Source organism: Streptomyces sp. NPDC029151 (assembly GCF_055564315.1).
In genome coordinates this window covers 405,609-427,059 of record NZ_JBVHWQ010000005.1, presented here as the reverse complement: position 1 = coordinate 427,059, position 21,451 = coordinate 405,609, and the positions used below count along the sequence as shown (strand labels likewise).

Annotated in this window: 20 protein-coding genes and 1 pseudogene; 12 read left to right on the top strand and 9 right to left on the bottom strand. The window is 72.1% G+C overall.

What is annotated here, in order from left to right:
* Positions 1-34 precede the first annotated feature (34 nt).
* Complete coding sequence (locus ACZ4VF_RS21485; RefSeq protein WP_467927782.1) at positions 35-1,975, bottom strand: DNRLRE domain-containing protein; 1,941 nt, start codon at positions 1,973-1,975, stop codon at positions 35-37.
* A 158-nt stretch (positions 1,976-2,133) separates the two neighbouring features.
* Positions 2,134-3,036 (bottom strand): EamA family transporter, encoded by a 903-nt coding sequence (locus ACZ4VF_RS21480; protein WP_467927997.1) that lies wholly within the window; start codon positions 3,034-3,036, stop codon positions 2,134-2,136.
* Positions 3,037-3,701: 665 nt separating this feature from the next.
* Here ACZ4VF_RS21480 and ACZ4VF_RS21475 point away from each other — a divergent pair.
* Positions 3,702-4,445 (top strand): class I SAM-dependent methyltransferase, encoded by a 744-nt coding sequence (locus ACZ4VF_RS21475; protein ID WP_467927781.1) that lies wholly within the window; start codon positions 3,702-3,704, stop codon positions 4,443-4,445.
* 225 nt (positions 4,446-4,670) lie between these two features.
* Positions 4,671-5,630, top strand: a complete 960-nt coding sequence (locus ACZ4VF_RS21470; RefSeq protein ID WP_467927780.1) for a RimK family alpha-L-glutamate ligase — start codon at positions 4,671-4,673, stop codon at positions 5,628-5,630.
* Between the two features lie 12 nt (positions 5,631-5,642).
* On the opposite strand, the gene ACZ4VF_RS21465 is transcribed toward ACZ4VF_RS21470, so the two are convergent.
* The 3 genes from ACZ4VF_RS21465 to ACZ4VF_RS21455 all read right to left on the bottom strand — a co-directional run bounded on the left by ACZ4VF_RS21465 (position 5,643) and on the right by ACZ4VF_RS21455 (position 9,701).
* Positions 5,643-6,266: a DinB family protein gene (locus ACZ4VF_RS21465; protein ID WP_467927778.1), complete on the bottom strand. Its 624-nt coding sequence runs from the start codon at positions 6,264-6,266 to the stop codon at positions 5,643-5,645.
* Positions 6,267-6,425: 159 nt separating this feature from the next.
* Positions 6,426-7,469 (bottom strand): vWA domain-containing protein, encoded by a 1,044-nt coding sequence (locus ACZ4VF_RS21460; RefSeq protein WP_467927777.1) that lies wholly within the window; start codon positions 7,467-7,469, stop codon positions 6,426-6,428.
* Positions 7,470-8,432: 963 nt separating this feature from the next.
* A complete protein-coding gene (locus ACZ4VF_RS21455) occupies positions 8,433-9,701 on the bottom strand; it encodes an MFS transporter (RefSeq protein WP_467927776.1) in 1,269 nt (422 codons plus the stop codon).
* 133 nt (positions 9,702-9,834) lie between these two features.
* Here ACZ4VF_RS21455 and ACZ4VF_RS21450 point away from each other — a divergent pair, with 133 nt between their 5' ends.
* A complete protein-coding gene (locus tag ACZ4VF_RS21450; RefSeq protein WP_467927775.1) occupies positions 9,835-10,770 on the top strand; it encodes a LysR family transcriptional regulator in 936 nt (311 codons plus the stop codon).
* 337 nt (positions 10,771-11,107) lie between these two features.
* On the opposite strand, the gene ACZ4VF_RS21445 is transcribed toward ACZ4VF_RS21450, so the two are convergent.
* Positions 11,108-11,260: a hypothetical protein gene (locus tag ACZ4VF_RS21445; protein WP_467927773.1), complete on the bottom strand. Its 153-nt coding sequence runs from the start codon at positions 11,258-11,260 to the stop codon at positions 11,108-11,110.
* 474 nt (positions 11,261-11,734) lie between these two features.
* Here ACZ4VF_RS21445 and ACZ4VF_RS21440 point away from each other — a divergent pair, with 474 nt between their 5' ends.
* Together ACZ4VF_RS21440 and ACZ4VF_RS21435 are read left to right on the top strand one after the other, a co-directional pair.
* Positions 11,735-12,016, top strand: a complete 282-nt coding sequence (locus ACZ4VF_RS21440; protein ID WP_467927772.1) for a hypothetical protein — start codon at positions 11,735-11,737, stop codon at positions 12,014-12,016.
* A gap of 29 nt (positions 12,017-12,045) precedes the next feature.
* Positions 12,046-12,675, top strand: a complete 630-nt coding sequence (locus ACZ4VF_RS21435) for a DUF1707 SHOCT-like domain-containing protein (protein ID WP_467927771.1) — start codon at positions 12,046-12,048, stop codon at positions 12,673-12,675.
* Here the strand turns inward: ACZ4VF_RS21435 and ACZ4VF_RS21430 are convergent.
* Complete coding sequence (locus ACZ4VF_RS21430; RefSeq protein ID WP_467927769.1) at positions 12,643-13,953, bottom strand: GNAT family N-acetyltransferase; 1,311 nt, start codon at positions 13,951-13,953, stop codon at positions 12,643-12,645. The genes ACZ4VF_RS21435 and ACZ4VF_RS21430 overlap by 33 nt on opposite strands.
* A gap of 281 nt (positions 13,954-14,234) precedes the next feature.
* Here ACZ4VF_RS21430 and ACZ4VF_RS21425 point away from each other — a divergent pair.
* Both ACZ4VF_RS21425 and ACZ4VF_RS21420 read left to right on the top strand, forming a co-directional pair.
* Positions 14,235-14,414 (top strand): annotated as a pseudogene (locus ACZ4VF_RS21425) (4-hydroxy-2-oxovalerate aldolase); the annotation flags it as partial.
* A complete protein-coding gene (locus ACZ4VF_RS21420; protein WP_467927996.1) occupies positions 14,405-14,677 on the top strand; it encodes a hypothetical protein in 273 nt (90 codons plus the stop codon). The pseudogene ACZ4VF_RS21425 and the gene ACZ4VF_RS21420, both read left to right, overlap by 10 nt.
* A 322-nt stretch (positions 14,678-14,999) precedes the next feature.
* Here the strand turns inward: ACZ4VF_RS21420 and ACZ4VF_RS21415 are convergent, their stop codons facing one another.
* Positions 15,000-15,902 (bottom strand): hypothetical protein, encoded by a 903-nt coding sequence (locus tag ACZ4VF_RS21415; RefSeq protein ID WP_467927768.1) that lies wholly within the window; start codon positions 15,900-15,902, stop codon positions 15,000-15,002.
* A 382-nt stretch (positions 15,903-16,284) separates the two neighbouring features.
* Between ACZ4VF_RS21415 and ACZ4VF_RS21410 the strand changes: the two genes are divergently transcribed.
* The 5 genes from ACZ4VF_RS21410 to ACZ4VF_RS21390 all read left to right on the top strand — a co-directional run bounded on the left by ACZ4VF_RS21410 (position 16,285) and on the right by ACZ4VF_RS21390 (position 20,267).
* On the top strand, positions 16,285-16,668 hold the full coding sequence (locus tag ACZ4VF_RS21410) for a J domain-containing protein (protein WP_467927767.1): 384 nt from the start codon (positions 16,285-16,287) through the stop codon (positions 16,666-16,668).
* Positions 16,669-16,708: 40 nt separating this feature from the next.
* Positions 16,709-18,601, top strand: a complete 1,893-nt coding sequence (dnaK, locus tag ACZ4VF_RS21405) for a molecular chaperone DnaK (RefSeq protein WP_467927765.1) — start codon at positions 16,709-16,711, stop codon at positions 18,599-18,601.
* Positions 18,598-19,134 (top strand): nucleotide exchange factor GrpE, encoded by a 537-nt coding sequence (gene grpE / locus ACZ4VF_RS21400; protein ID WP_467927764.1) that lies wholly within the window; start codon positions 18,598-18,600, stop codon positions 19,132-19,134. Before dnaK ends, grpE begins: the two co-directional genes overlap by 4 nt.
* A gap of 97 nt (positions 19,135-19,231) precedes the next feature.
* Entirely contained in the window at positions 19,232-19,627 is a 396-nt protein-coding gene (locus ACZ4VF_RS21395) for a DUF2267 domain-containing protein (RefSeq protein ID WP_467927763.1), read from the top strand.
* A gap of 439 nt (positions 19,628-20,066) precedes the next feature.
* On the top strand, positions 20,067-20,267 hold the full coding sequence (locus tag ACZ4VF_RS21390) for a cold-shock protein (protein WP_467927761.1): 201 nt from the start codon (positions 20,067-20,069) through the stop codon (positions 20,265-20,267).
* Between the two features lie 117 nt (positions 20,268-20,384).
* Here ACZ4VF_RS21390 and ACZ4VF_RS21385 read toward each other — a convergent pair whose 3' ends face one another.
* Positions 20,385-21,359, bottom strand: coding sequence for a GlxA family transcriptional regulator (locus tag ACZ4VF_RS21385; protein ID WP_467927760.1), 975 nt, complete (start codon positions 21,357-21,359; stop codon positions 20,385-20,387).
* Positions 21,360-21,451: the final 92 nt, after the last annotated feature.

Sequence of the window (21,451 nt, the reverse complement as noted above, 5' to 3'; positions counted from 1 at the left end):
CCCCGGCTTCACAGAAGGCGTCGCCGAGCCGGCGTCACTGGTAGGACGGGACCGCCCAGGTGGCCCGGTAGTGCTTGCTGTTGTCCGACCACTGGTACGCGCCTCGGCTGCCGTCCGGCTGGATGATCTCGATGACGGCGGTGTGGTAGTCCCTGACCACCCGACCCGTCGCCGGATCGATGTGGGTGTTCGCCATGGGGCACTCGTCCGCGCAGGTGGTGGCCACCTTGCCGGTCACCGGGTCGTTGCCGACGCTCTTGACGAACTTCCGCGTGTTGATCTGCTGGGCGTGCGGATAGTCGTTGCACCAGTGCCTGGTGCCGTCCTTCGCCGTGTCGACCGCCCCCTTCTCGTTCCGCAGGGTCTCCACGAACGCCTTCACCGGCCAGGACTGGGAGACGCTGGTGTCGTAGCAGACGGCGCTGCCGCTCTTGGAGAACTGCACGATGCCGCCGTTGCCGGAAACCCACAGCCGGTCGGGATTGCCGTAGACGGGCGTCAGGTCGTGGCCGTAGGCGGGGTCACCGGTCTCGGGGTGCGCGGTGGACGCCTGGCGCGGCAGGTAGAAGGTGTCCGCGATCGAGAGCGTTCCGTTCGCGACGCCGACCTTGTACAGGGCGTGGCTGCCGACCGCCCACAGGAATCCGGAGGCCGGGTCGTAGACGACTTCGTGCGCGCCGGACAGGGGGAGTTCCGCTGCCGGGGTGTTGTGCCAGGCGCCGGGGGTGCCGGCGGCCCGGCTGTACAGCCGCAGCCCGCCCCCTGCCACACCGGCGATCGTCCGGGACGGGAAGGCGGTGACGACGCTGCCGTTGGGAAGCAGTTCCACACCGTGCAGGTCGGCGGGGGCACCCGCCTCGTTGACGTTGACGGCCCAGTGGTAGCCGGACAGGGCCGGGTAGGGGATCACGCCGACGAATCCGCTGCCGCCGTCGCCGGTGACGAGTACGTTCCCTCCGTAGACGCCTCCGGGACGCAGCTTGTGGGAGGTGCCGCCGTTCCAGTTGGCGCCGTTGAGAGAGGCGTCGTCCACCGAGTGGTACGCGTCCGGCAGCCAGCGCTGGTACGGCTTCGAGTCCGGCCACACGGACGGGTTGGCCGAGTCCAGGAACTCCAGCGCCTCGTGGGCGGCGGGGTAGCCGCCGGCGTAGGGGGGTCCGTACTCGTTGCCGGTGATGATCGGGGTGGAACCGGAGTTGAACTCGACCTCGAGCGTGGGGGCGAAGTAGGCCCTGGTGCACGCCGCGTCGTTGCCGGCGGTCGTCGGGTTCATGGAGCAGAAGTCCTTGTACCCGCCGGCACCGGTCTCCGTGGTGCTGAGCCGGATCCCGTAGTTGGGCGTGGTGGTGCCCGGCCGCGTCCAGGCCTTCACCATGTCGGTGACGTCGATGCGCTGGATGCCGTTGGACTTGTCGGGCAGGTACGTGTTGGGAACGTCAGGACAGTCCGGGTGGCCGAGCCCGAACCAGGAGCCGACGCCCTCGCCGACCGCGGGCTGGTTCGCCCACGTGACCGTGTGCTCGTCCCAGGGTTCGGCGACGCGGTAGACGCCCATCCAGGGGTTCTTGCCGCAGTCCGACGCGGGCACGTACGAGTTGTACACCCGCAGGTACGCCTTGGAGATGTTCGCGCCGGTCAGGCGGGACACGTCGAAGCGCAGGAAACTGCGGTACTTCGTCGCGCCGTTGTCCGGCGTTCCCACGTGCAGGAGGTGGCCCTGGGAGTGGTCCGCGGTGTCGGCGCTGCTGATGTAGGTGTCCTGCAGGCGCTTGATCAGGTTCCTGGGGCCTGACTGGGCGTACGGGGAGACCGTGGCCGTGGCCAGGGCGGCATCGCCGAGCGCGGGAGCCTGTGCGGGAGCGGCGGCGGAGGCGGGAGCAGGACGGGGAACCGTCAGCGCGGAGAGGGCGAGGAGGAGGGCACCTCCCGCCGTCGCCCATCGTGTCGTGCGTCTGCGCTGGAACGAACGGCGCATGTGGAGGTCCCCCTCGTCTCGTCGGATCACTGACCGGCGATCATCATGACATCAGGGAACATCTGTTTGAGGTCCGTGCTCCCGGGCCTCCCGCCCGTGCCCCGGCGAGGTGGCCGCGAGGAAGCCGAAGCGGGACGCGGCGGCCACCACGACGGCGGTCAGACGTCTTCCCGGGCCCCGCGGGCGGCACCCGCCGATGCCGCCACCACGCACAGCACCGCGATCCACTGCGACCAGTGCAGCGACTCCCGCAGCACGACCAGGCCGATGAGGGCCGCCATCGCCGGTTCGAGGCTCATCAGGATGCCGAACACCCGCGGGGGGATCCTGCGCAGTGCTTCCAGATCCAGCGAGTACGGCACGACGGACGAGAGCAGTGCCACGCCGAGTCCCGCGGCCAGGACCGACGGCTGCGCCAGCGCCGTCCCGCTGCCGGCCACGCCGAAGGGCACGGCCACCAGCGCCGCGACGGCCATCCCCAGGGCCAGACCGTCACCCTCCGCGGTGTGGCGGCCCAAGGCCGCGCCCACCAGGATGTACAGGCCCCAGAACGTCCCCGCGGCGACCGCGAACAGGAGACCGGCGAGGTCGAGGTCACCGCGTCCCTCCATCAACAGCACCACACCGCCTGCCGCGAGCCCGGTCCAGAGCACGTCCAGCCAGCGCCTCGACCCGGCCAGGGCCACCGCCAGCGGCCCGAGGAACTCGACGGTCACCGCGACACCCAGCGGGATCCGGGCCAGCGCGAGATAGAAGCACAGGTTCATCAGCCCCAGCGTCACGCCGTAACCGAGCACCACGGTCCACGTCCGACGGCTCATGCGCGGCGACGGCCGCCACAGCAGCATCAGCACCGCCGCCGCGAAGAACAGCCGCAACGAGACCGTCCCGAAACTGCCCACCGCCGTGAACAGGTGCTTGGCCAGAGCCGAGCCCACCTGAACGCTGACGATGCCGAGCAGGACCAGTGCCGTCGGCGGGACCGAGCCGAAGGCACCGCCTGCCGTCGCGGACAGCGAGGGTCGCGGGGAGGGCCCGCGCCCGGTCCCGTCGAGGTTCATGGTGGCCACGCGTGAATTGTCGAGGCTCCGCCGCCACGCGTCACATCGTTTTCCCGAACCGTCCCACTCCAGGCGGCCCCGGTGTGCTGGGGGAGCGGCAGTACGACGGAGCGCCGACGCGACTCCGTGCGGCGGTTCCGGGCTGGTTCCGGCGGTCCGGTACGCGAGCCGAGGGTCGCGCCGGACGCCCGGCGTGACGAGGAGCCCGCGCGGCAGCCGGGCGGCACCTGGACACCGTGGACGCCACGCGCCGCGACCTCACGGAGCCGGCGCAGGACCCGGGCGTGAGGATCGTGGCGACCGGACCGGACCGGACCGGACCGGAGCGGACCGGAGCGGGCGCACGTGCGGGCCGCCGCATGGCCGTGCACAGGGAACACCGGGGTCACGGCTACGGCAAGGCGATCACCGTCGCCGTCGCCGCTACTGGCCGGCCGGTTCCGGGCAAGGCTCCGAGACGAGGGTCCGACGCCGGGACACCCGGCCGCCCCACGGGAGTTGGGTGATCGGAGGTTCCGCAGGCTCCCTGTTTCGTGTCATCCGCCAGTACGGCGAGCGGCCCGCGCGGAGGAAGACTCTCTGCCACGGCCGTGGCCCCGGCGAGCCTCCGAGTACGGCGGGCCGGCGTAGCCGCGTACAGAACCGGAACACACGAGGGGGCGCACGTGAGCGTGCAGCAGTACGACGGGATCGGCGAGGCGTTCGAGGGCTTCAAGGGCCTCCCGCTGACGCGATACGGCGAGGTGCCGAGCTTCCTGGGCCTGGTCGGGGACGTGAGCGGCAAGTCCGTTCTCGACCTGGCGTGCGGCACGGGGTTCTACAGCAGGGAGTTCAAGCGGCGCGGCGCCACGGATGTCCTCGGGGTCGACATCTCCGTCGAGATGGTCGCCGCCGCCCGGGAGATCGAGCAGCGCGACCCGCTGGGCGTGCGGTACGAGGTCGGTGACGTGGCGGAACTCCGGCCTGTGGGACGACGCTTCGACATCGGGCTCGGAGTGCAGTGCCTCAACTACGCCGAGGACGCGGCGACGATGAAGCGGATGTGCCACAACATCCACCAGAACCTCGTGCCGGGCGGGGAGTTCTTCGTACTCGCCCAGAACCCCGACTACCGGTTCGACAACCCGTCCCTGGACAAGTACGGGTTCCTCTGTGAGCCGGTCGACGAGGAGATCGAGACGGGAACGCGGGTACGGGTCACCGCTCTCATCGACCCGCAGCCGATCACCATCGTCTCCTCGGCCCCGCGCCGCGAGGTCTACGAGGACTGTCTGGGCGCCGCCGGGTTCAGCGCGGTGGAGTGGGTGCCGCTGCAGGTGTCCGAGGCCGGCATCCGCGAGTTCGGCGAGGACTTCTGGGCGGACCTCCTCGAGCACCCCCCGCTGGAGATGCTGCGCTGCCGCGCCTGACCAACCGGGGGAGCGACGCGAGCGGCTCCGGACACGGCTGCCGCCGCACGGCCTGAAGGAGGGGCGGGGAGAGGACCACCACCCGGCCCACGCCCCTCCGCCACGCCACCGCCACCGGCACGCCAGGATCCGCGAAAACACCGGGAAGCGGTCGGTGACACTGCGAGACTGACCGCGCCGGTGCCCGAGCGGGCGGCGGGTGACGAACAGGGGCAAGGAGCCACCGTGACCGACCAGCACTCCGCCCAGCGGGACACCCCTGCCGCCGCTGACGTATGGATGCTGGTACGACAACGCCCGGCCGTGCTCCGCCGCTCCACCCGGGAACTCGCCGCAGCGCTGGCCGCCGCGCACGGCCCCCGCTTCGCTCTCTGGCACACCGACGAACTCGTCTTCGGCGTCCGCGACGGCCGGCTGACCCTCCACACCCTGGGCGGCACGGACGTACCCGCACCCAGGGTGGTGTGCGTGCGTCAGGTCGCGGGACCCATGGACCAGGACCGCGAGGTCACCCTGCTGCGCCACCTGGAACGCATGGGCAGCACACTCGTCAACCCCCTGGACGCCCAGCTGAAGTCCCGCAACAAGATCTGGCAGTTACAGGAACTCGCGCTGGCCGGACTGCCGGTCCCCGACACCCTCTCGTACGCCACCGCCCCTTTGGAGGGTGTCGTCCGCAGCCCCCACCTCACCACCCCGTGCGTGGTGAAGAGCGTCAACGGCGCGAAGGGCGCCCAGGTGTTCCTGGCCCCCGATCCCCGGCTCCTGCGCGAGGTGGCCGGCAGTCTGACCCGGGACACACCGTTCCTGTTCCAGGAACACGTCGCCCCCTCGCACGGCCGTACCCTGCGCGTCATCGTCGTCGGCGGCGAACCGATCGCCGCCGTCCTGCACACCTCCCACGGCCACGCACTCGCCGCCAACATCGCCAACGGCGGCTCGGCCACCGCGTGCACGGGCCGCTACCCCCAGGCAGAGGACCTGGCCGTGCGAGCGGCCCACACCCTGGGCCTGCAGATCGCCGGCGTCGACCTCCTCTTCACCTCCCCGGACACCCACACCCTCTGCGAGGTGAACGCCGTCCCCGGCTGGCGCCCGGAGATGACCGCGGTCTCCCCGGCGATCACCTCCCTGATCGACCACCACCTGACCGCCTCCGGCCCTCCCAGTCCCAAGCCGTCCTGACGGCCGCTCACCTCACGGACCGTCGTCGCGCACGCCGACGGAGCCGGCAGGCCCGGCCACTCCGGCCGCGGCCTCGGCGGCTCGCTCGATCCTCGCGCGACGGGCCGCCCAGAAGGCCGCGTCGTACGGCAGGGCCGCCGAATGCGCCGTCGTCCCGGTCGAGTCGTCGATCTGCTCGCGCAGGATGTCGGCGTGTCCGGCGTGCCGGCTGGTCTCGGTGAGCATGTGGACCAGGATGTTGAACAGCTTCACGTGGGGGCGGGGCCACCAGGGCACGTAGCCGGGGGAGTCAACGGCCAGGACACTGATCGTCGCGTTCGAGTGCACCCATACGCGACGGTAACGGCCGATGATCTCCTCCCGTGTTTCACCTGCGGTCGCCCACATGTCGGCGCCGGGCTCCACGGCGTCGTCCCACCGTGGCAGGGGTTCGGGGAACGGCCGGCCGAAGACCTCGCCGAAGTACCTCGACTCCCAGATCGACAGATGCTTGACCAGGCCGAGAAGGTTGGTCCCCGTCGAGGTCAGAGGGCGGCGGATGTCGTACTCGCCGAGCCCGTCGAGCTTCCACAGCATCGCCTCGCGTATCTCTCGCAGGTCGCTGTGCAGGTACTCCTTCGCGAAATCACCGGTCACGGAGCACGATCCTGTCATGCGCTGCCGACCGGGCTCGACCCTCGGCCGGCACCGCCCCTCCTCGAAGAGCCTGTACCGGCGAACGCCCCCTGGAAGCCGCTCTCCGAGGCCGGAAACCCACCCCTGCCGGCCGGTGGCCCACGCCCTGACTCGGCGTTCTCAGCCGAGCATGAGCAGCAGCCGTGTGTTCGGCACGAGTTTCCGGTTCACGCTGGTGCTCTGGACGAAGATGGTGAAGTCGTCGTTGTGGTCCGGCTTGACGCGGACCTCGACGTCCGGCAGGCCGAGCAGGGCTCGCGCCTCGGGGCCCGTGTACACCCGGTCCGTCTTCTTCTCCAGCACCGCTATCCGCTTGCGCGCCTGGATCTTCTCCGACTTGCTCAGCTCGTAGAACGCACCACCGGTGCGGTAGGTGTGTCCGCTCTCGACGACCCATTCCCGGATCGCGGCGTCACGGGTCACCGGGATCAGCCGGTACTCCGACGGGTTCGCCGGGGTGAGGCCGGCTGCCTTGATGGTGTCCTTGTTGACCGCTTCCGCGCCCATGGAGAACACCGTCCGCGACCCCCGGATCCCCTGGGCGCGGCCCACCATGAACTTCTCGGTGGCCTGCTGGATGACCTGCCCGGCCTCCTCCAGGCCCTGTGTGCTCGTGGCGTCCCAGACGGCGATGTTGTCCTTCGGGAAACCGCACTGCATGGCCTCGCGCTTGCCCATCTGGTCCGGCACGAGGACGGCCAGTGTCCAGTTGTCCTCCTGCGTCTCGATCATCTCGGCCACGGCCGCGACCAGTTCGAGCGGATCCCTGCCGGGGGCGTCCGGGCAGCGGTGACTCGCGTTCTCCTGGCCGTCGGTGAGGACGAACGTCAGGAAGCTGTGGTCGCCGTACAGTTGAGCCGTCTGCGCCAGCTCGCGCTGCGACTTCAGCGCGGCCGCCAGCAGCGCCGTCATCCCGCCCACCCGGTACAGCTGCTTCAGCGACGGCATCCGGAGCACGTCCTTGTCGTAGATGACGCACTCCACCTGGTCGGCGAAGACGTACACCGTGACGCGGGTCTCCTGGTCCAGCTCCCGCGAGCGGCGGGCGAGATACGCGATCTGCTGGTCGGCGACCTCGACGACCTTGCGGCTCAAGTGCGACATGGACGAACTGGCGTCCAGCACGAGGGCGACGTGATTGATGTAGTTCTGGTTACCGGACATGACGGGTCCCCCCTCTTTCCGACTCGGTACTTCACTCTCTCACCCACCACTGACAATCGATCTTGGTCGCGGTCGCGGTCGCGGCCGCGGCCGTGTCCGGTCGCCGGGCAAGCTGGCACGGGAGACCGGGGGGCGTGCGAACGCTCCCGGCCGGGTCGGGGAGAATCGCGGCATGGCGATGGCACGGCACTGGTACTCCTCGGCGCCCGTCGTGGACGGGCACCCGCTCCTGGCTGAGCCGGGCTTCTGGCCCGCGTATCTGGCAGACCTGTCCGAGGGCTTCCCGCCGGAGGCCTTCGGTTCGGACGCGGGCGACGCGGGCGCCATGCTGGACACGCTGCGCGACCCGTCGGCGTGGCCTCTGTTCACAGTGCCTCTGACCGGCGGCTTCTCGATCGTCGTGCACTACAACAGTGGCGAGGAGTTCACCACGACGGACTACTTCCTCACGCATCCCGACTGGAACCAGGATCTCGTCCTGGCCAGTGACGACCAGGACCGTACCGGACCCGGGTTGTGCTGGCCCGAACTCGCCGCGTTGCTGCGCGCACCGGAAGACGCCGTCGGGATCACCGACCCGCATGTCCGGCTGCTTCTCCTTCTTCCGGTCCTCGGCGACACCGCGGTCCCGGACGAAGCCGTGGCGGCCGTGACCCGGGCCCTGGTCTCCCAGGGCGCGTCCGAGGCGAGCGAGCCGTTGGCCGAGCGGTTGCTCCAGGGGCACCCCATGTGGGGGGGCCCAGGACTGGTGGTTCGACGCGGACGAGCGCAGCTGGATCTGCGACGGCGGTCACAGCCCGCGCAAGACTCCCCTGGGAGACCACCTGCCCGAACGGCAGCGGGCCGCGCTCGAGGACTGCCTGACTCCCGGATGACCGGCCCGGACCGCGTGCGGGACAGCAGTTGCGGGACAGCGGTATCGAGAGCGGTCCGCCGGGGCGGTGACCGGCGTGCCCCGTCCCGTCAGGGGTGGCTCGGCGCCGGAGCCGGCTCGGGGCGGGGCGTTGCCGTGCGGCGGAGCAGCAGCAGCGGGGTCGCCAGCAGGAACACGCCGGCCAGGCCGATGGCCGTACGCGGGCCGAGCAGGCCGCCCAGCACGCCCCAGACGGCCGTCAGCAGCGCGGTCGTGGCCTTGGTCGTCACCGCCCAGGCGGACAGGGTGCGGGCGACCCGGTCGGCGGCGGTGCGCTGAAGGCGGTAGGTGGCGGAGACGGGGTTGAAGACCCCGCAGCAGAAGATGAGCCCCAGTTCCACGCCGATCACCAGCAGCAGCCCTCCGGTGCCTGGCCCCAGGAAGGCCAGGCCGACGGGCCAGACCGCGCGCAGCATCCCGGACGTCACCAGGACCCGGTGCCGCCCGAACCGGGTGACGAGCGGTCGGGCCAGTCGGGAACCGAGCAGCCCGCCGATCGAGGGCGCGGCGAAGGCGAGTCCGTACTGCCACGGTGCGAAGCCGAGCCGGCCGAGCATCAGGACGGCCAGCAGTGGTTCGACGGCCATCACCAGGCCGTTGAACAGGGCGGTGTTGAGGAACAGCGGACGCAGCGCCGGGTCGGCGAGGATGTACCGCCAGCCGTCGAGCAGGTCCCGGGGCCGCACGCGCGCGGCCTCACGGCGCTCGGGTCCGGGCTCGGGCCCGCCCATCGCGCGGATGCCCAGGGCCGAGAGCAGGTAGCTGACCGCGTCGGCCAGCACCGTCGCCACCGGACCGAGGAGCCCGATCGCCGCGCCGCCCAGCGGGGGCCCGACGATCGTGGTCGTCCAGGCCGTCGACTCGAACCGGGCGTTGGCGACGAGCAGGCCGTCGGCCGGCAGGAGCGTCTTCAGGTACGCGCCGGACGCGGCGCGGAAGGTGATGTCGGCCGCCGCGACGACGACCGAGACCAGCAGGAGCTGGACGAAGGTGAGCACGCCGAGCGCGAACGCGGCGGGGACCGTCAGCAGCGCCGCGCACCGCACGAGGTCCATCGTGACGAGCACCGGCCGCTTGCGGCGGAACTCCGTCCACGGGCCGAGCGGCACCGCCACGGCCGCGCCCACCGCCGCCGCCACGGAGGAGAGAGCGGCGACCTCCGCCGGCCCGGCGTGCAGCACCCGGATGGCGATCAGCGGGAACGCGCCGAAGGCGAGCCACGTGCCGAGCGCGCTGGTCCCGTACGCCGCCCACAGGCATCCGAACGGCCGCCCCAGCCGGTGCCCGAACAGACGTCCCGGCCCCTGCCCGCTCCGCATGCGGCCTCCCTTCGCGCTCTCACCCGCACAACCGATCAGCGATCGGGAGTATCAAAGCGAGCGCTACGGCCCAGGAGCAAACAACCACAGGACCGCCGGCCACAACCAGTGGTTGTGCGCGTAGGGTGTCGGCGTGGACCTCGACACCGTCCGGACCTTCGTCGCCGCCGCCGACGCGGGGCAGTTCCAGGAGGCCGCCGCCGAGCTGGCGGTCACCCAGCAGGCCGTCTCCAAGCGCATCGCCGCGCTGGAGCGCGACCTCGGCGTACGGCTGTTCACCCGCACCGCGCGCGGCGCCCGGCTCACCATCGACGGGCAGGCCTTCCTGCCCCACGCCCGCGAGCTGCTGCGCGTCGCCGAGCGCGCGGTCGCGTCCGTGGGTACCGGCCGCCGCCCGCTGCGCGTCGACGTGATCGCCTCGCGTGCCGCACCGTCAGGTCTGATGCGCGGCTTCCACCAGGCACACCCCGAGATCGACCTCGACGTGCTGATGCTGTTCGACGTCGAGACGGCCGTCGCCGCCATCCGCTCCGGGGCGATCGACGCGTCCTTCCGCGCCGTCGCGGCGCCCGGCCGGTCCCTTCCCGAGGACGTCGAGTCCGTCCGGGTGCTCGACGAACCGCTCCAGCTCCTCACCGGCCCCGGCCACGCCCTCGCGGGCGCCCGGTCGGTCTCCCTCGCCGAGCTCGCCGGGCACCGGATCTGGATGCCCGGCATCGTCCCCGGTACCGAGTGGGCCGCCTACTACGACGATCTCGTGGCCGAGTTCGGCCTCACCATCGAGGCGACCGGCCCGAACTTCGGCTCGGACGCGCTCCTCGACACCGTCGCCGACACCCCGGCCCTGGCCACCTTCATGGGCGAGCACACGCGTCTCGTCTGGCCCGCCGGCCACGGCCTGCGCCGCATCCCGGTCACCGGACCCACCCCCGTCTACCCGCACTCGCTGCTCTGGCACCGCGACAACCCGCACCCGGCGCTGGCCGCCCTCCGTGCCCACCTCGCCACCACCATGTCCGGCCACGACACCGCCGGGACGTGGATCCCGGGCTGGGTGCTGCCGCGCTGAACGCGTCCCGTCCGCCGGTGCCCCGACCCGCCGCCACGCGGACAGCACGCCCGGCACCGTCCGTGGGCAGGCCGGACGCGGGTACCGGGCCGGGCTGCCGGTCAGCGCGCCATGTCAGGCGGCACGTCAGGCGGCACGTCAGGCGGCACGTCGGGCGCGGGCGGCTCCGACCGCCGCCGGCCGGCGCGACTCGCCCCGCCCACGCCCACCGGGCCGCACCCGGTGGGCATCGTGCCGCTCCGCCTCGTCGACCCCTCGCGTCCGGGCCCCGGGGCCGGATCCGGGCACGACCGCGAGCTGACGGGCGGCAGGTCCTCACCCCTTGAGGGGCCGGGGCTCAAGCGGACCGGCGGGTGCGCAGCTTGTCGAAGAGCCGCTGAGCCTGGGCCCGGCGGCGCGGGTCGGCCGCGGTACGGCGTACCTGTTCGATCGTGCGCTGCCCCTGCGGACTGCGCGTGAACTCCTTGAGCCGTTGCAGAACTCCTGACATGACACTCCTTTCACCAGGGTGCCCCGCTCTCGTCGGGACCCACGGAAACCGCCTACCCGGTGACCGGCGGTCCAGCCTCTTTCGGCCGAGGACGGACCGCCGCGACGCCGCACCGCTTGCGGAGGCGCCGGAGCCTCGGGCGACGCCGGGGCACGCTGCCTGGGGAAACGGAGCGGGCGCGCCGCACGGCGCTGAAATGGTTGAAGTGTCGTACGGGCCGCGGACACGGCCCCTGCGGCCCCGCCCCAGGGCAACGGCCGTCCGCCCCCTGCAACCGCCGCTCTGTCCGAAGGCGGGCGCAGGCGTGTTGCGTCCGAACCCGACACCTGGTTCCTTCGGCATCTGAACGCATGAAGGAGCCTTCTTCCCCGCTTTCCTTGGTCGTTCGTACGTCTTCTGTTCAAGAGTCAAGGAGTCAAATCAGTGCAGAGTAAGATGAAATGGTCTGTACGGACGGCTGGTTCCATCATCTCTTTGATCCTCCCGTTCACCCTCGCGGAGCCGGCCTCCGCGGCGTCCGGGAACCCCGGTCCGCCCCCCGCCGCCCCCTCCTGCGTCACCCTGTACGAGAGCTGGCGGTACACCAGCGCCGCCAGCGACTGCTCCGACACGGTCGACGTGATGGTCGTCTACCAGGACAGCGCGACCGGCCTGTGCTACGCGCTGCCGTCCGGCGCTTCCCGCACGGTCGGCGAGGGGTACTTCGGCCAACACGGCCACGCCGACCACCTCGCCGTCTGCGAGGCCTCCGGGTGACGCGACGGACACGGCACTAGGCTGGGACGGTGACGTCTCTGCCGGAAGACCCGCCGCCGCTCTCCGAGGACGACCGCGACACGGCCGTGCAGCGTGTACAGGACGCGTACGCGGCAGGGCACATCTCCCACGAGGAGCTGGACGAACGCCTCCACCAGGTTCTCACCGCCCGGACGCGCAGCGACCTCGCGCCGGCCCTGGCCTCGCTCCCGGCGGAGAACGCGGCCAGCACGTCCGTCATCGCCGCCACCGGCGGACGGATCGAGCGGCGCGGTGCGTGGCGGGTGCCCCGGGCCCTCAAGGTCGCGTCCGCTTTCGGACGGGTGCGCCTGGACCTGTCCCAGGCGGTCATCGAGCATCCGGTGGTCGACATCGAGCTGCAACTCGGCAGCGGCGGAGCCAGGATCACGGTGCCTCGTGACGCGATCGTCGACCTCGAGGGTCTGCACACCGCGTGGAAGGACACGCGCTACACACCCCCGCGACGCCTACACCCCGGGGGGCCGAGGATCCGGATCTCCGGGTCCATGGAATTCGGACGGTTGAGGATCCGCCACGCGCGGCGTCGAGACGGTTCCGGTGACGGGGCCACCCGCACCCGCCCGCCGGCGCCGTCGTCGAGGGCCCTACGGGGTGCTGACCCAGACACCCCCTGGTGAGAGCCGCCGTGCGAGACGCCGTCCTGCCGCGCTGAGCGGGGCCGTCCAGGACACATCGGAGACCTGACAGCCGAAGTCGTCGGCGAGCTCCCGCACGAGGCGGGCGCCCGTGCCCCGGTGACGGTGGGTGTCCGCCACCCAGATCAGGTCGACGCACGGGCGCAGGGTGTCGTCCCGCTCGCCGTACCCCGCCCCCCTGACCAGATCCCATCCGGCGTGCCGACCGTGGTTCCGAGCGGCCAGGTAGCCGACGACACGTTCGTCCGCCTTCAGCAGGTACGCCCGCACGTCGTCCGCGGTGACCTCAGGCGCATCGAGGTGGGACCACGAGCTGAAGTCGTAGTGGTTCTCCCGCTGCGGCATCCGCGCCACCCGGGAGACCAGCTTCCGCCACGCGATGGGCGACCGGGTGGTCACGACGGCCAGGTCGCCCCACCACGCGAGGTTCTTGGGCAGGGGGACACCGAGCGCCCATTGCACGTGGTGCGTCGCGTGCCGGCCGTCGGCCTCCCCGCGGGCGTGCAGGTCCATGCCGCAGGGGCAGTCGCCGTGGCCCGGCGTCTCGACCGCACGGAACCGGACGGGTGCCGCGCCGTGGCTGAGACCGCGGTGCCTGCCGCCTACGGGGGGTCTGGTGGGAGCGCCGTCCGGCTCGGCGTACCCGGTCCAGCGGTCCACCCACCCGGGATACCGCTCCGGATGGGCTTCCCGCTTCCGCTTCTCGACAGGTGACAGCGTCGGACGGATCCACACGCTCCCGGCCGTGGCGCGACCGTTCAGGCGTAGTCCCTGCTCCTCGGCCTTGCGGCGCAGGAACCGCAGGAACACGGCGGGCGGCGGGACGAAGTCGGCACCGCGTACGAGTTCACGCTGACCGGGAGCCAGCCAGTCGCCGACGGGGAGCGCCAGTTGTTCGGCGAGCGTGCGGAGCCCGGCGTAGTCGTGCCAGAGTTCGGCGGCGCGCAGTGCCTCGACCGCGGCATCGACCTGCGGGAACGGAACGAGCAGCGAGACCCAGGCCGGGCCGCCGTCTCCTGAGCCGAAGGGGCCTGGACAGCCGTCGTACGAGAGGCGGTCCTCGCAGGCTTCGCGGGCCCTGTCGACGGCTTCCGTGTAGGCGGCGGGCACCTGGCCGCCGTCTCCCCGCGATCCCCTGGCGCCGAGGTATCCGTCGCGGTCGAGAGACACCGTCGCGTACCAGCGGTAGGCCCGGACGTGAATCTTCCGGGAACACCAGCCACGCAGATCGGGATCGAGGTCAATCGTGCGCTCCGTCATGCGCTCCGCTCTTCGTCCTGCCACGGCTCGTCGCGTGCCCTGCGAGGGTACTGCGACTCCCGGGGCGGGCGCCTCCGTCAACTCCTGCCGGGCGTACGGCGGAAGGTGCCCTGCCGCGGTCTGTTGCGGGGCGAGAAAGTGCACGGCGGCACCGGCCTCGGCCGGACCCGCGCCGCAGTCGTCGTTCCGTCGGCCGGGCTCGGGGAGGGCGGTGGCCTGATGACGGGTCCGACCTGCGCGGGGCGAGGCGAAGGCGGAGTTGCGGCAGGAGGCCGCGATGGTTCCGGATGACGTCGCACATGGCCGAACCTGCCGAACTCGCCCTCCACGCCGACCTGATGGAGTGGTACGGCGTCCGGTGCGTGTACGTCACCGACTCCGGCGGCCGGCTCACCACGGACGGCGTTCGCGACCGCGTGCGCGCCTACCGGGACGTCCTCGACCCGGCGGCATCCCTCGGAAGGAAACGGCCTGCGCGGGCGGGTACTCCAGCTCCCCGCGCGACGCGAGGTCGGCCGCCCGCGACCTCCTCGTGGAGGCCGGCCGGCGCCGTACGGTCGGCGGCCAGGAGGGCATGATCACCGGCATCGCCCTGGGCCGCCGGCGGTGGGAGGCTGGACCAGGGAGGTGGTCGCGGTGCGGGTACGGGCTCGGGTCGACGGCGGCCGGCTCGTCGTCCGCCTGCCGTGGCGCATGGCCGTGGCCGCACGGCGGCGCGTCGTGAGGGTGCCGCTGGAGGCGGTGTCGCGGGTGCGGGTCGAGCCGTCGTGGTGGCGGGCGCTGCGGCTCGGCGCGCCGGGCCGGCACTACCGCTTCCGCGCGGGAAGGTGGTGCGCCGGAGAGCTGGTGCACGCCAGGGGCCGGGAGGACCTCGTCGCGCTGGTGGCGGGGAAGCCGGCCCTGGTGGTGGACCTCCCGCACCCGCGGAGCCCGTACGCGCGCCTCGCACTGTCCGTCCCCCGACCCGCACGGACTCGCGGCCGCGCTGCGGCACGCCACTGCCCGTGCCACCTGACGCGCCACCGGTCGACCGGGGCGCCCTGCGGTCAGCCCGCCCTGCTGGAGCTGAGCCGCTCGATGGCCTCCAGGACGGCCTTCCGCCGGGCGTGGGTGCGCTCGTACCCGTCGAGGACGTGCAGGTCGGACTCGGACAGCGTGGGCAGGCGCCGCTCGATCTCCTCGACGCCGAGCTGGCTGAAACCGATGATGGGCAGGCTCTCCTCGCTGCTGACCGCTCCCTGGATCTGCTCGGCCGCGGCACTCACTTCGGGCTGGTCCACCACCGGCTCCTGCCCGGTGTCGGGATGCTGCCCGGGCCAGGGCGCCCGCCGCAGCCGGTGGGCGACGGCCCGCAGGGGGCGGGTCGCCGTGTCGACGAGGCCGCCCTGCGCCCGCTGTTCGACCCGGAGGCCGTCGCTCGCGGCCGCCAGGGTCCGGGCCTGCCGGGTGAGGCTGTCCTCCAGCAGGGCCAGCAGTTCCTGGTCCTCGCGGCACACGTCCCGGAGCAGGTCGCGGCTGGTGCGGTCCTGGGCCTGGTCGGCGAGGACCTCTCCGGCCCGGGTGCTGGCCAGGGCCCGGGCAGCGGCGGCGTACTCGTCCTCGATGTTCCTCAGCACCTGCCGCTCGTCGGCCGGCCCTCGGCCGCGCATCACCCCGGTCACGGCCTTCTGTCCGACGGCCAGCGGGAGCGTGGCCGTCTTCCAGGTGGTGCGGGCGGCGAACCGCGCCACGTCGGTCGCGCCGCCGAGCAGTCCGCGGGGCCGCAGCCCGCGGACATGGCGTTCGATGCGGCGCACCCGGTCCTGGAGGTCGTCGGCCTCGTGCTCCAGCATCTGCCGGTGGGGGCCGGGCGGCGCGACGGCCGCGTCCGCCCGCAGCCGGTCGCGCGCCGCGACATGGGCCTGGTGGGCATCCTCGAGCACCGGTATCAAGGTCTGCGTCATCGCCATCGGGCTGCTCCCTGCGTGTGCGGAGATCGGGCGGCGTTCAGCCGGGATCATCCTGCGGGGCCCACCCCATGATCACCCGCCGGGAGTCCGCCCGCACAGGGCCCGTGACGGCACGGGATCCGGGCCCGCGCCGCGCTGTCACCGGCCCTGTCACCGGCGCTGTCACCGGCAGGGCGGTGTCCACCGGTGGCTCGGCCGTCCGGGTGAGGGACACGCCCTCGGCCCTCGCCCCAAGACTCCGGTTGCGGCCCCGCCCCTGGGTGTCGCACACGCTGGTCCGCCCTCTCGAACCTTGACAAGGGAGGGCTCACGTCTTACTTCATGACTAGAGGCGGACAACGGGTGAAAACACAGCTCGCAGCAGGCGAGGAGGTGGCCCGGGATGCAGGTGCCGGAGCAGGGAACGGACCTGTACGCGCTGCTGGGGGTGGAGCCCTCGGCGACGGCCGAGGCGATCGCCTCCGCCTTCCGCGCCCGGGTGTGGGAGCTGCGCCCCGACACCCGCGTCGACGCGGCCACCGCCGGACGCTTCGGCGAGGTGCGGGCGGCGTACGAGACGCTGCGCGACCCGGTCCGGCGCGCCACCTACGACCAGGGGTGCGAGCGGACGGCCGAGCGGGCCTGCGACGGCGGTCCCGACCTCGCACGGCCGGTCAGGCCCGCGCGACGGTACGTCGTGGTGCCCGGGGCCGCCCGCCCCGAGCCTCCGCTGCGCGCTGGCCCCGTCCGGTGGGAGCGGACACCCCGGCGGGCAGCACAGACGTGACGCGGAGCACGGGTGAGCACGGGTGAGAGGGAGCAGGGCGATGGCGCGTCCGGTGGGTATCGACCTGGGTACGACGAACTCGGTGGTGGCGGTTCTGGAGGGGGGCGAGCCGACGGTCATCACGAACACGGAGGGTGCTCGTACGACGCCGTCAGTGGTGGCGTTCGCGAAGAACGGTGAGGTGCTGGTCGGCGAGGTGGCCAAGCGGCAGGCCGTGACGAACGTGGAGCGGACCGCGCGGTCGGTGAAGCGGCACGTGGGGGACCACGGGTGGCGGTTCCCGGAGCAGGGGGACGTCGACGGCCGGCGGTACACGGCGCAGGAGGTTTCGGCGCGGGTGCTGCAGAAGCTGAAGCGGGACGCGGAGGCGTACCTGGGCGAGGACGTCACGGACGCGGTGATCACGGTGCCCGCGTACTTCGACGACGCGCAGCGGCAGGCGACGAAGGAGGCGGGTGAGATCGCCGGGCTGAACGTGCTGCGGATCATCAACGAGCCGACGGCGGCCGCGCTGGCGTACGGGCTGGACCGGGAGAGCGAGCAGACGGTTCTGGTGTTCGACCTGGGCGGGGGCACGTTCGATGTGTCGTTGCTCGAGATGGGTGAGGGCGTCATCGAGGTGAAGGCGACCAACGGTGACACGCGTCTGGGAGGGGACGACTGGGACCAGCGGGTGGTGGACCATCTGGTGCAGCGGTTCAAGAGCGGGTACGGGGTGGACCTGTCGCGGGACAAGATGGCGGTGCAGCGACTGCGGGAGGCGGCGGAGCGGGCGAAGATCGAGTTGTCGTCGTCGTCGGAGACGACGGTGAACCTGCCGTACATCACGGCCTCCGCCGAGGGCCCGCTGCACCTGGACGAGAAACTGACGCGGGCCCAGTTCGAGCAGCTGACGGCGGATCTGCTGGAGCGGTGCAAGACGCCGTTCCACAACGCGGTCAGGGACGCCGGGGTGAAGGTGTCCGACATCGACCACGTGGTGCTGGTGGGCGGTTCGACGCGGATGCCGGCGGTGTCGGGGCTGGTGCGGGAGCTGACCGGCAAGGAGCCGCACAAGGGGGTGAACCCGGACGAGGTCGTGGCGGTGGGGGCGAGCCTGCAGGCGGGGGTGCTCAAGGGGGAGGTCAAGGACGTGCTGCTGCTGGACGTCACGCCGTTGTCCCTGGGGATCGAGACCAAGGGCGGGGTGATGACCCGGCTGATCGAGCGGAACACCACGATTCCCACCCGGCGTTCGGAGATCTTCACCACGGCGGAGGACAGCCAGCCGTCGGTGACGATCCAGGTGTACCAGGGGGAGCGGGAGATCGCCGCGTACAACAAGAAGCTGGGGATGTTCGAGCTGACGGGTATCGCGCCGGCGCCGCGGGGGGTGCCGCAGATCGAGGTGGCCTTCGACATCGACGCCAACGGGATCATGCACGTCTCGGCGAAGGACCTGGGCACGGGCAGGGAGCAGAAGATGACGGTGACCGGGGGTTCGGCGCTGCCCCGGGACGACATCGACCGCATGGTGCGGGAGGCGGAGCAGCACGCGGAGGAGGACCGGCGGCGGCGGGAGGCGGCGGAGACCCGGAACCAGGCCGAGCAGCTGGTGTACTCCACCGAGAAGCTGATCCGGGAGAACGCGGACCGGATCCCGGCCGACGCCAGGAGCGAGACCGAGTCGGCGCTCGCCGAGCTGAAGGAGCGGCTGGCGTCGGAGGACGCGGACACGGCGGCGATCCGGCAGGCGCTGGACCGCGCCGCACAGGCCGCGCAGAGGATCGGTACGGCGATGTACGAGCAGTCCCGGACCGAGCAGGCCCAGCAGGCCGGGCAGCCGGGCGAGACCGGGCGGGGCGGCGGCGAGGCGGCGGGATCCGGCAGGGACGACGACGTGGTGGACGCCGAGATCGTCGACGACGACAAGCCGGAGGCGGGCCGACGATGACAGGACGTGGGCCGCGGAGCGCCGAACTCGCCCGCCTGCGGTGCCTGGTGGAGGAACGGACCGCCGACCTGCGGCGGGTGAAGGCGGAGTACGACAACTACCGCAAGCGGGTACGGCGCGACCGCCTGGCCGTACGGGAGATCGCGGTGGCCAACGTGGTCCGGTCGCTGCTGCCCGTGCTGGACGCCGTCGACCGGGCGTGCGCGCACGAGGCGATGACACCCGGTCTGAAGGACATCACGGACAGCGTGAGGGAACGGTTCGGCTCGTTGGGCGTCACGTCGTGCGCCGAGGTGGGCGATCCCTTCGACCCCGCCCGTCACGACGCCCTGACGTACCGCGTCTCCCCGGCCGCGGAGCGACCGGTCTGCTCGGCGGTCCTCCGTCCCGGCTACCGGCTCGGCGGGCATCTGCTGCGTCCGGCCTCCGTGGAGGTCACCGGTCCGGCCCCGCCCGCCCGGAACCCGTCCGGCGCATCCGGCGGCGGCCGGTCCCGGCGCGGCCTGTCCGTCCCGGAACCGCGGGCGCGGTGAGCGTGCCGGTGCGGGGACCCGTAACGGATGCCACTCAGACCACCGCGGCTTCCCGGCCCGTCGGGAGGCGTGGTGGCCGGCCCCTGGGGAGGACATCATGCGCATGCACTGGGACGCCTTGATCGACGCGGTCCAGGACCGCGGTGAATACCCCTCCCGGGAGGAGGCGGAACGCGCCGCCCGGGTCGTCCTCGGTCTGCTGGGCGCTCATCTGGTCGGCGACGTACGCGCCGAGCTGGCCGCAGGGCTCCCCGAGACGCTCGGGCTCGTCCTGCTCAACCCGCTCCAGGCGCACGAACCGCTGTCGCCCGAGCGGTTCATCCGGGCCACCGCGGCCTGGATCGAGGGCGCCACGGAGAAGACCGCCACCTGGGACGTCGGCGCCGTGCTCAGCGTCGTGGCCGACATCGCGGGCGAGGACCTGATGAACCGCATCCTGCTCCAACTGCCACCGGGCTACGACCTGCTCTTCGGACACCCGCAGCCGGAGTGATCGAGCGCCGGGCGCCGGGCGGGGGACCACCAGCGGCGGGACCTATGGGAGCGCTCTCATGGTTGCTTCGGCGGGATCGCTCTGCCGGCGGCACTGGTCATGGGTCTGACGCTGTGCCGCTAGTCGGCGGCGCCGGAGCCGCGTGACGTCCGTCACGCCGCTGACCTGGGGAAACGTCGTGGGGGGCCGTGGGAGGCGCGAAGCCGCCAGGGAGGAATGGCGGCGCTTCGGAAAGAATCTCGGGGGGCGGGAATGAATCCGGCGGAGCCTCGGTTGTTGAGGACGGTCGTAGTTTTTGTGTCTGTGTTTCACCGCACGCTCGCGAAGAACGATGTCGCGGGCGCCGCCTTCCTTCAGGGAACTGGAGAAGTCGCGTCCAGGCCGGCCCGGGACACCACACGGTGTGGATCCCGTACCCAGCCCCTGCAAGGAGCAAGAAATGACTCAGGGAACCGTCAAGTGGTTCAACGCGGAGAAGGGCTTCGGCTTCATCGCCCAGGACGGCGGACCGGACCTCTTCGTGCACTACTCCGAGATCGAGGGCAACGGCTTCCGTAGCCTGGAGGAGAACCAGCACGTGGAGTTCGAGGTCGTCCAGGGCCCCAAGGGTCCGCAGGCCGCGCGCGTCCGCGCCATCTGAGGTACGGCGGGCGAGACCTGCCGCACACCTGCTGATGAACAGGAGGGCCGGTGCCGTGAGGCGCCGGCCCTCGCTGTGTGCATGATCGAGTTCGTCCGCCGGCGCGAAGCCGACCGTTCAGGCAGCCGTCCGCCGAGGGCTGCGGAAGGTACGGCGGTACGCCTGGGGGCTGACGCCGATGGCGGCGTGGAGGTGCTGGCGCAGTGAGGTGCCCGTGCCGAAACCCGACCTGTGGGCGACCAGGTCGACCGGCCAGTCGGTGGTCTCCAGGAAGTGCCGTGCGAGGTCGACGCGTTGCCGGGCCAGCCACTGTCCGGGGGTGCTGCCGACTTCTTCGCGGAAGCGGCGGCTGAACGTGCGCACGCTCATGTTGGCGTGGGCGGCGAGGTCGGGCAGTGCGAGCGGCTCGGCCAGGCGCTGCATCGCCCATGCCCGGGTGGCCGCGGTGCTGCCGGTGAGGGGGCCGGGCACCGGGCGTCGGATGTACTGGGCCTGGCCGCCCTCGCGCCACGGCGGTACGACGCAGGAGCGGGCGACCTCGTTGGCGATGTGGCTGCCGTGATCGAGGCGGACGATGTGCAGACACAGGTCGATGCCCGCCGCGACTCCGGCGGAGGTGAGGATGTCGCCGTCGTCGACGTACAGGACGTCGGGATCGACACGGACCGTGGTGAACATGCGCTGCATCCGGTCGGCCTCGCGCCAGTGCGTGGTGGCGGGGCGGCCGTCGAGGAGCCCGGCGGCGGCCAGAACGTAGGTGCCGGTGCAGATGGCGACCATCCTCGTGCCGGGGCGGATGGCGGCCAGGGCACGGCGCAGCGGGTCCGGCAGGCGGCCTTCCTCCCGGATCCGCCCCAGCCGGTGGGAGGGCGGGACGACGACGGTGTCGACGGTGGCCAGCACGGAGGCGTCGTGGGAGACGGCGAGGTCGTAGTCCGCTTCGGCGCGCACGGGGCCTCCGTCCACGCTGCACGTGGTCACGGAGTAGAGCGGGTTGCCGTCGCCGTCGCGGGCGGCGTTGAAGATGCGGCCGGGGATCCCGAGTTCGAAGGGGACGACGCCGTCCAGGGCCAGAACGCCAACACGGTGCATGGCCGGATTCTTTCAGGACCTGGCCGACACCACCCCACCGGGGGCTTCGCCGGCTGGGCAGTCTTGAGCCGTGCCCGGCACGAGCATCACTC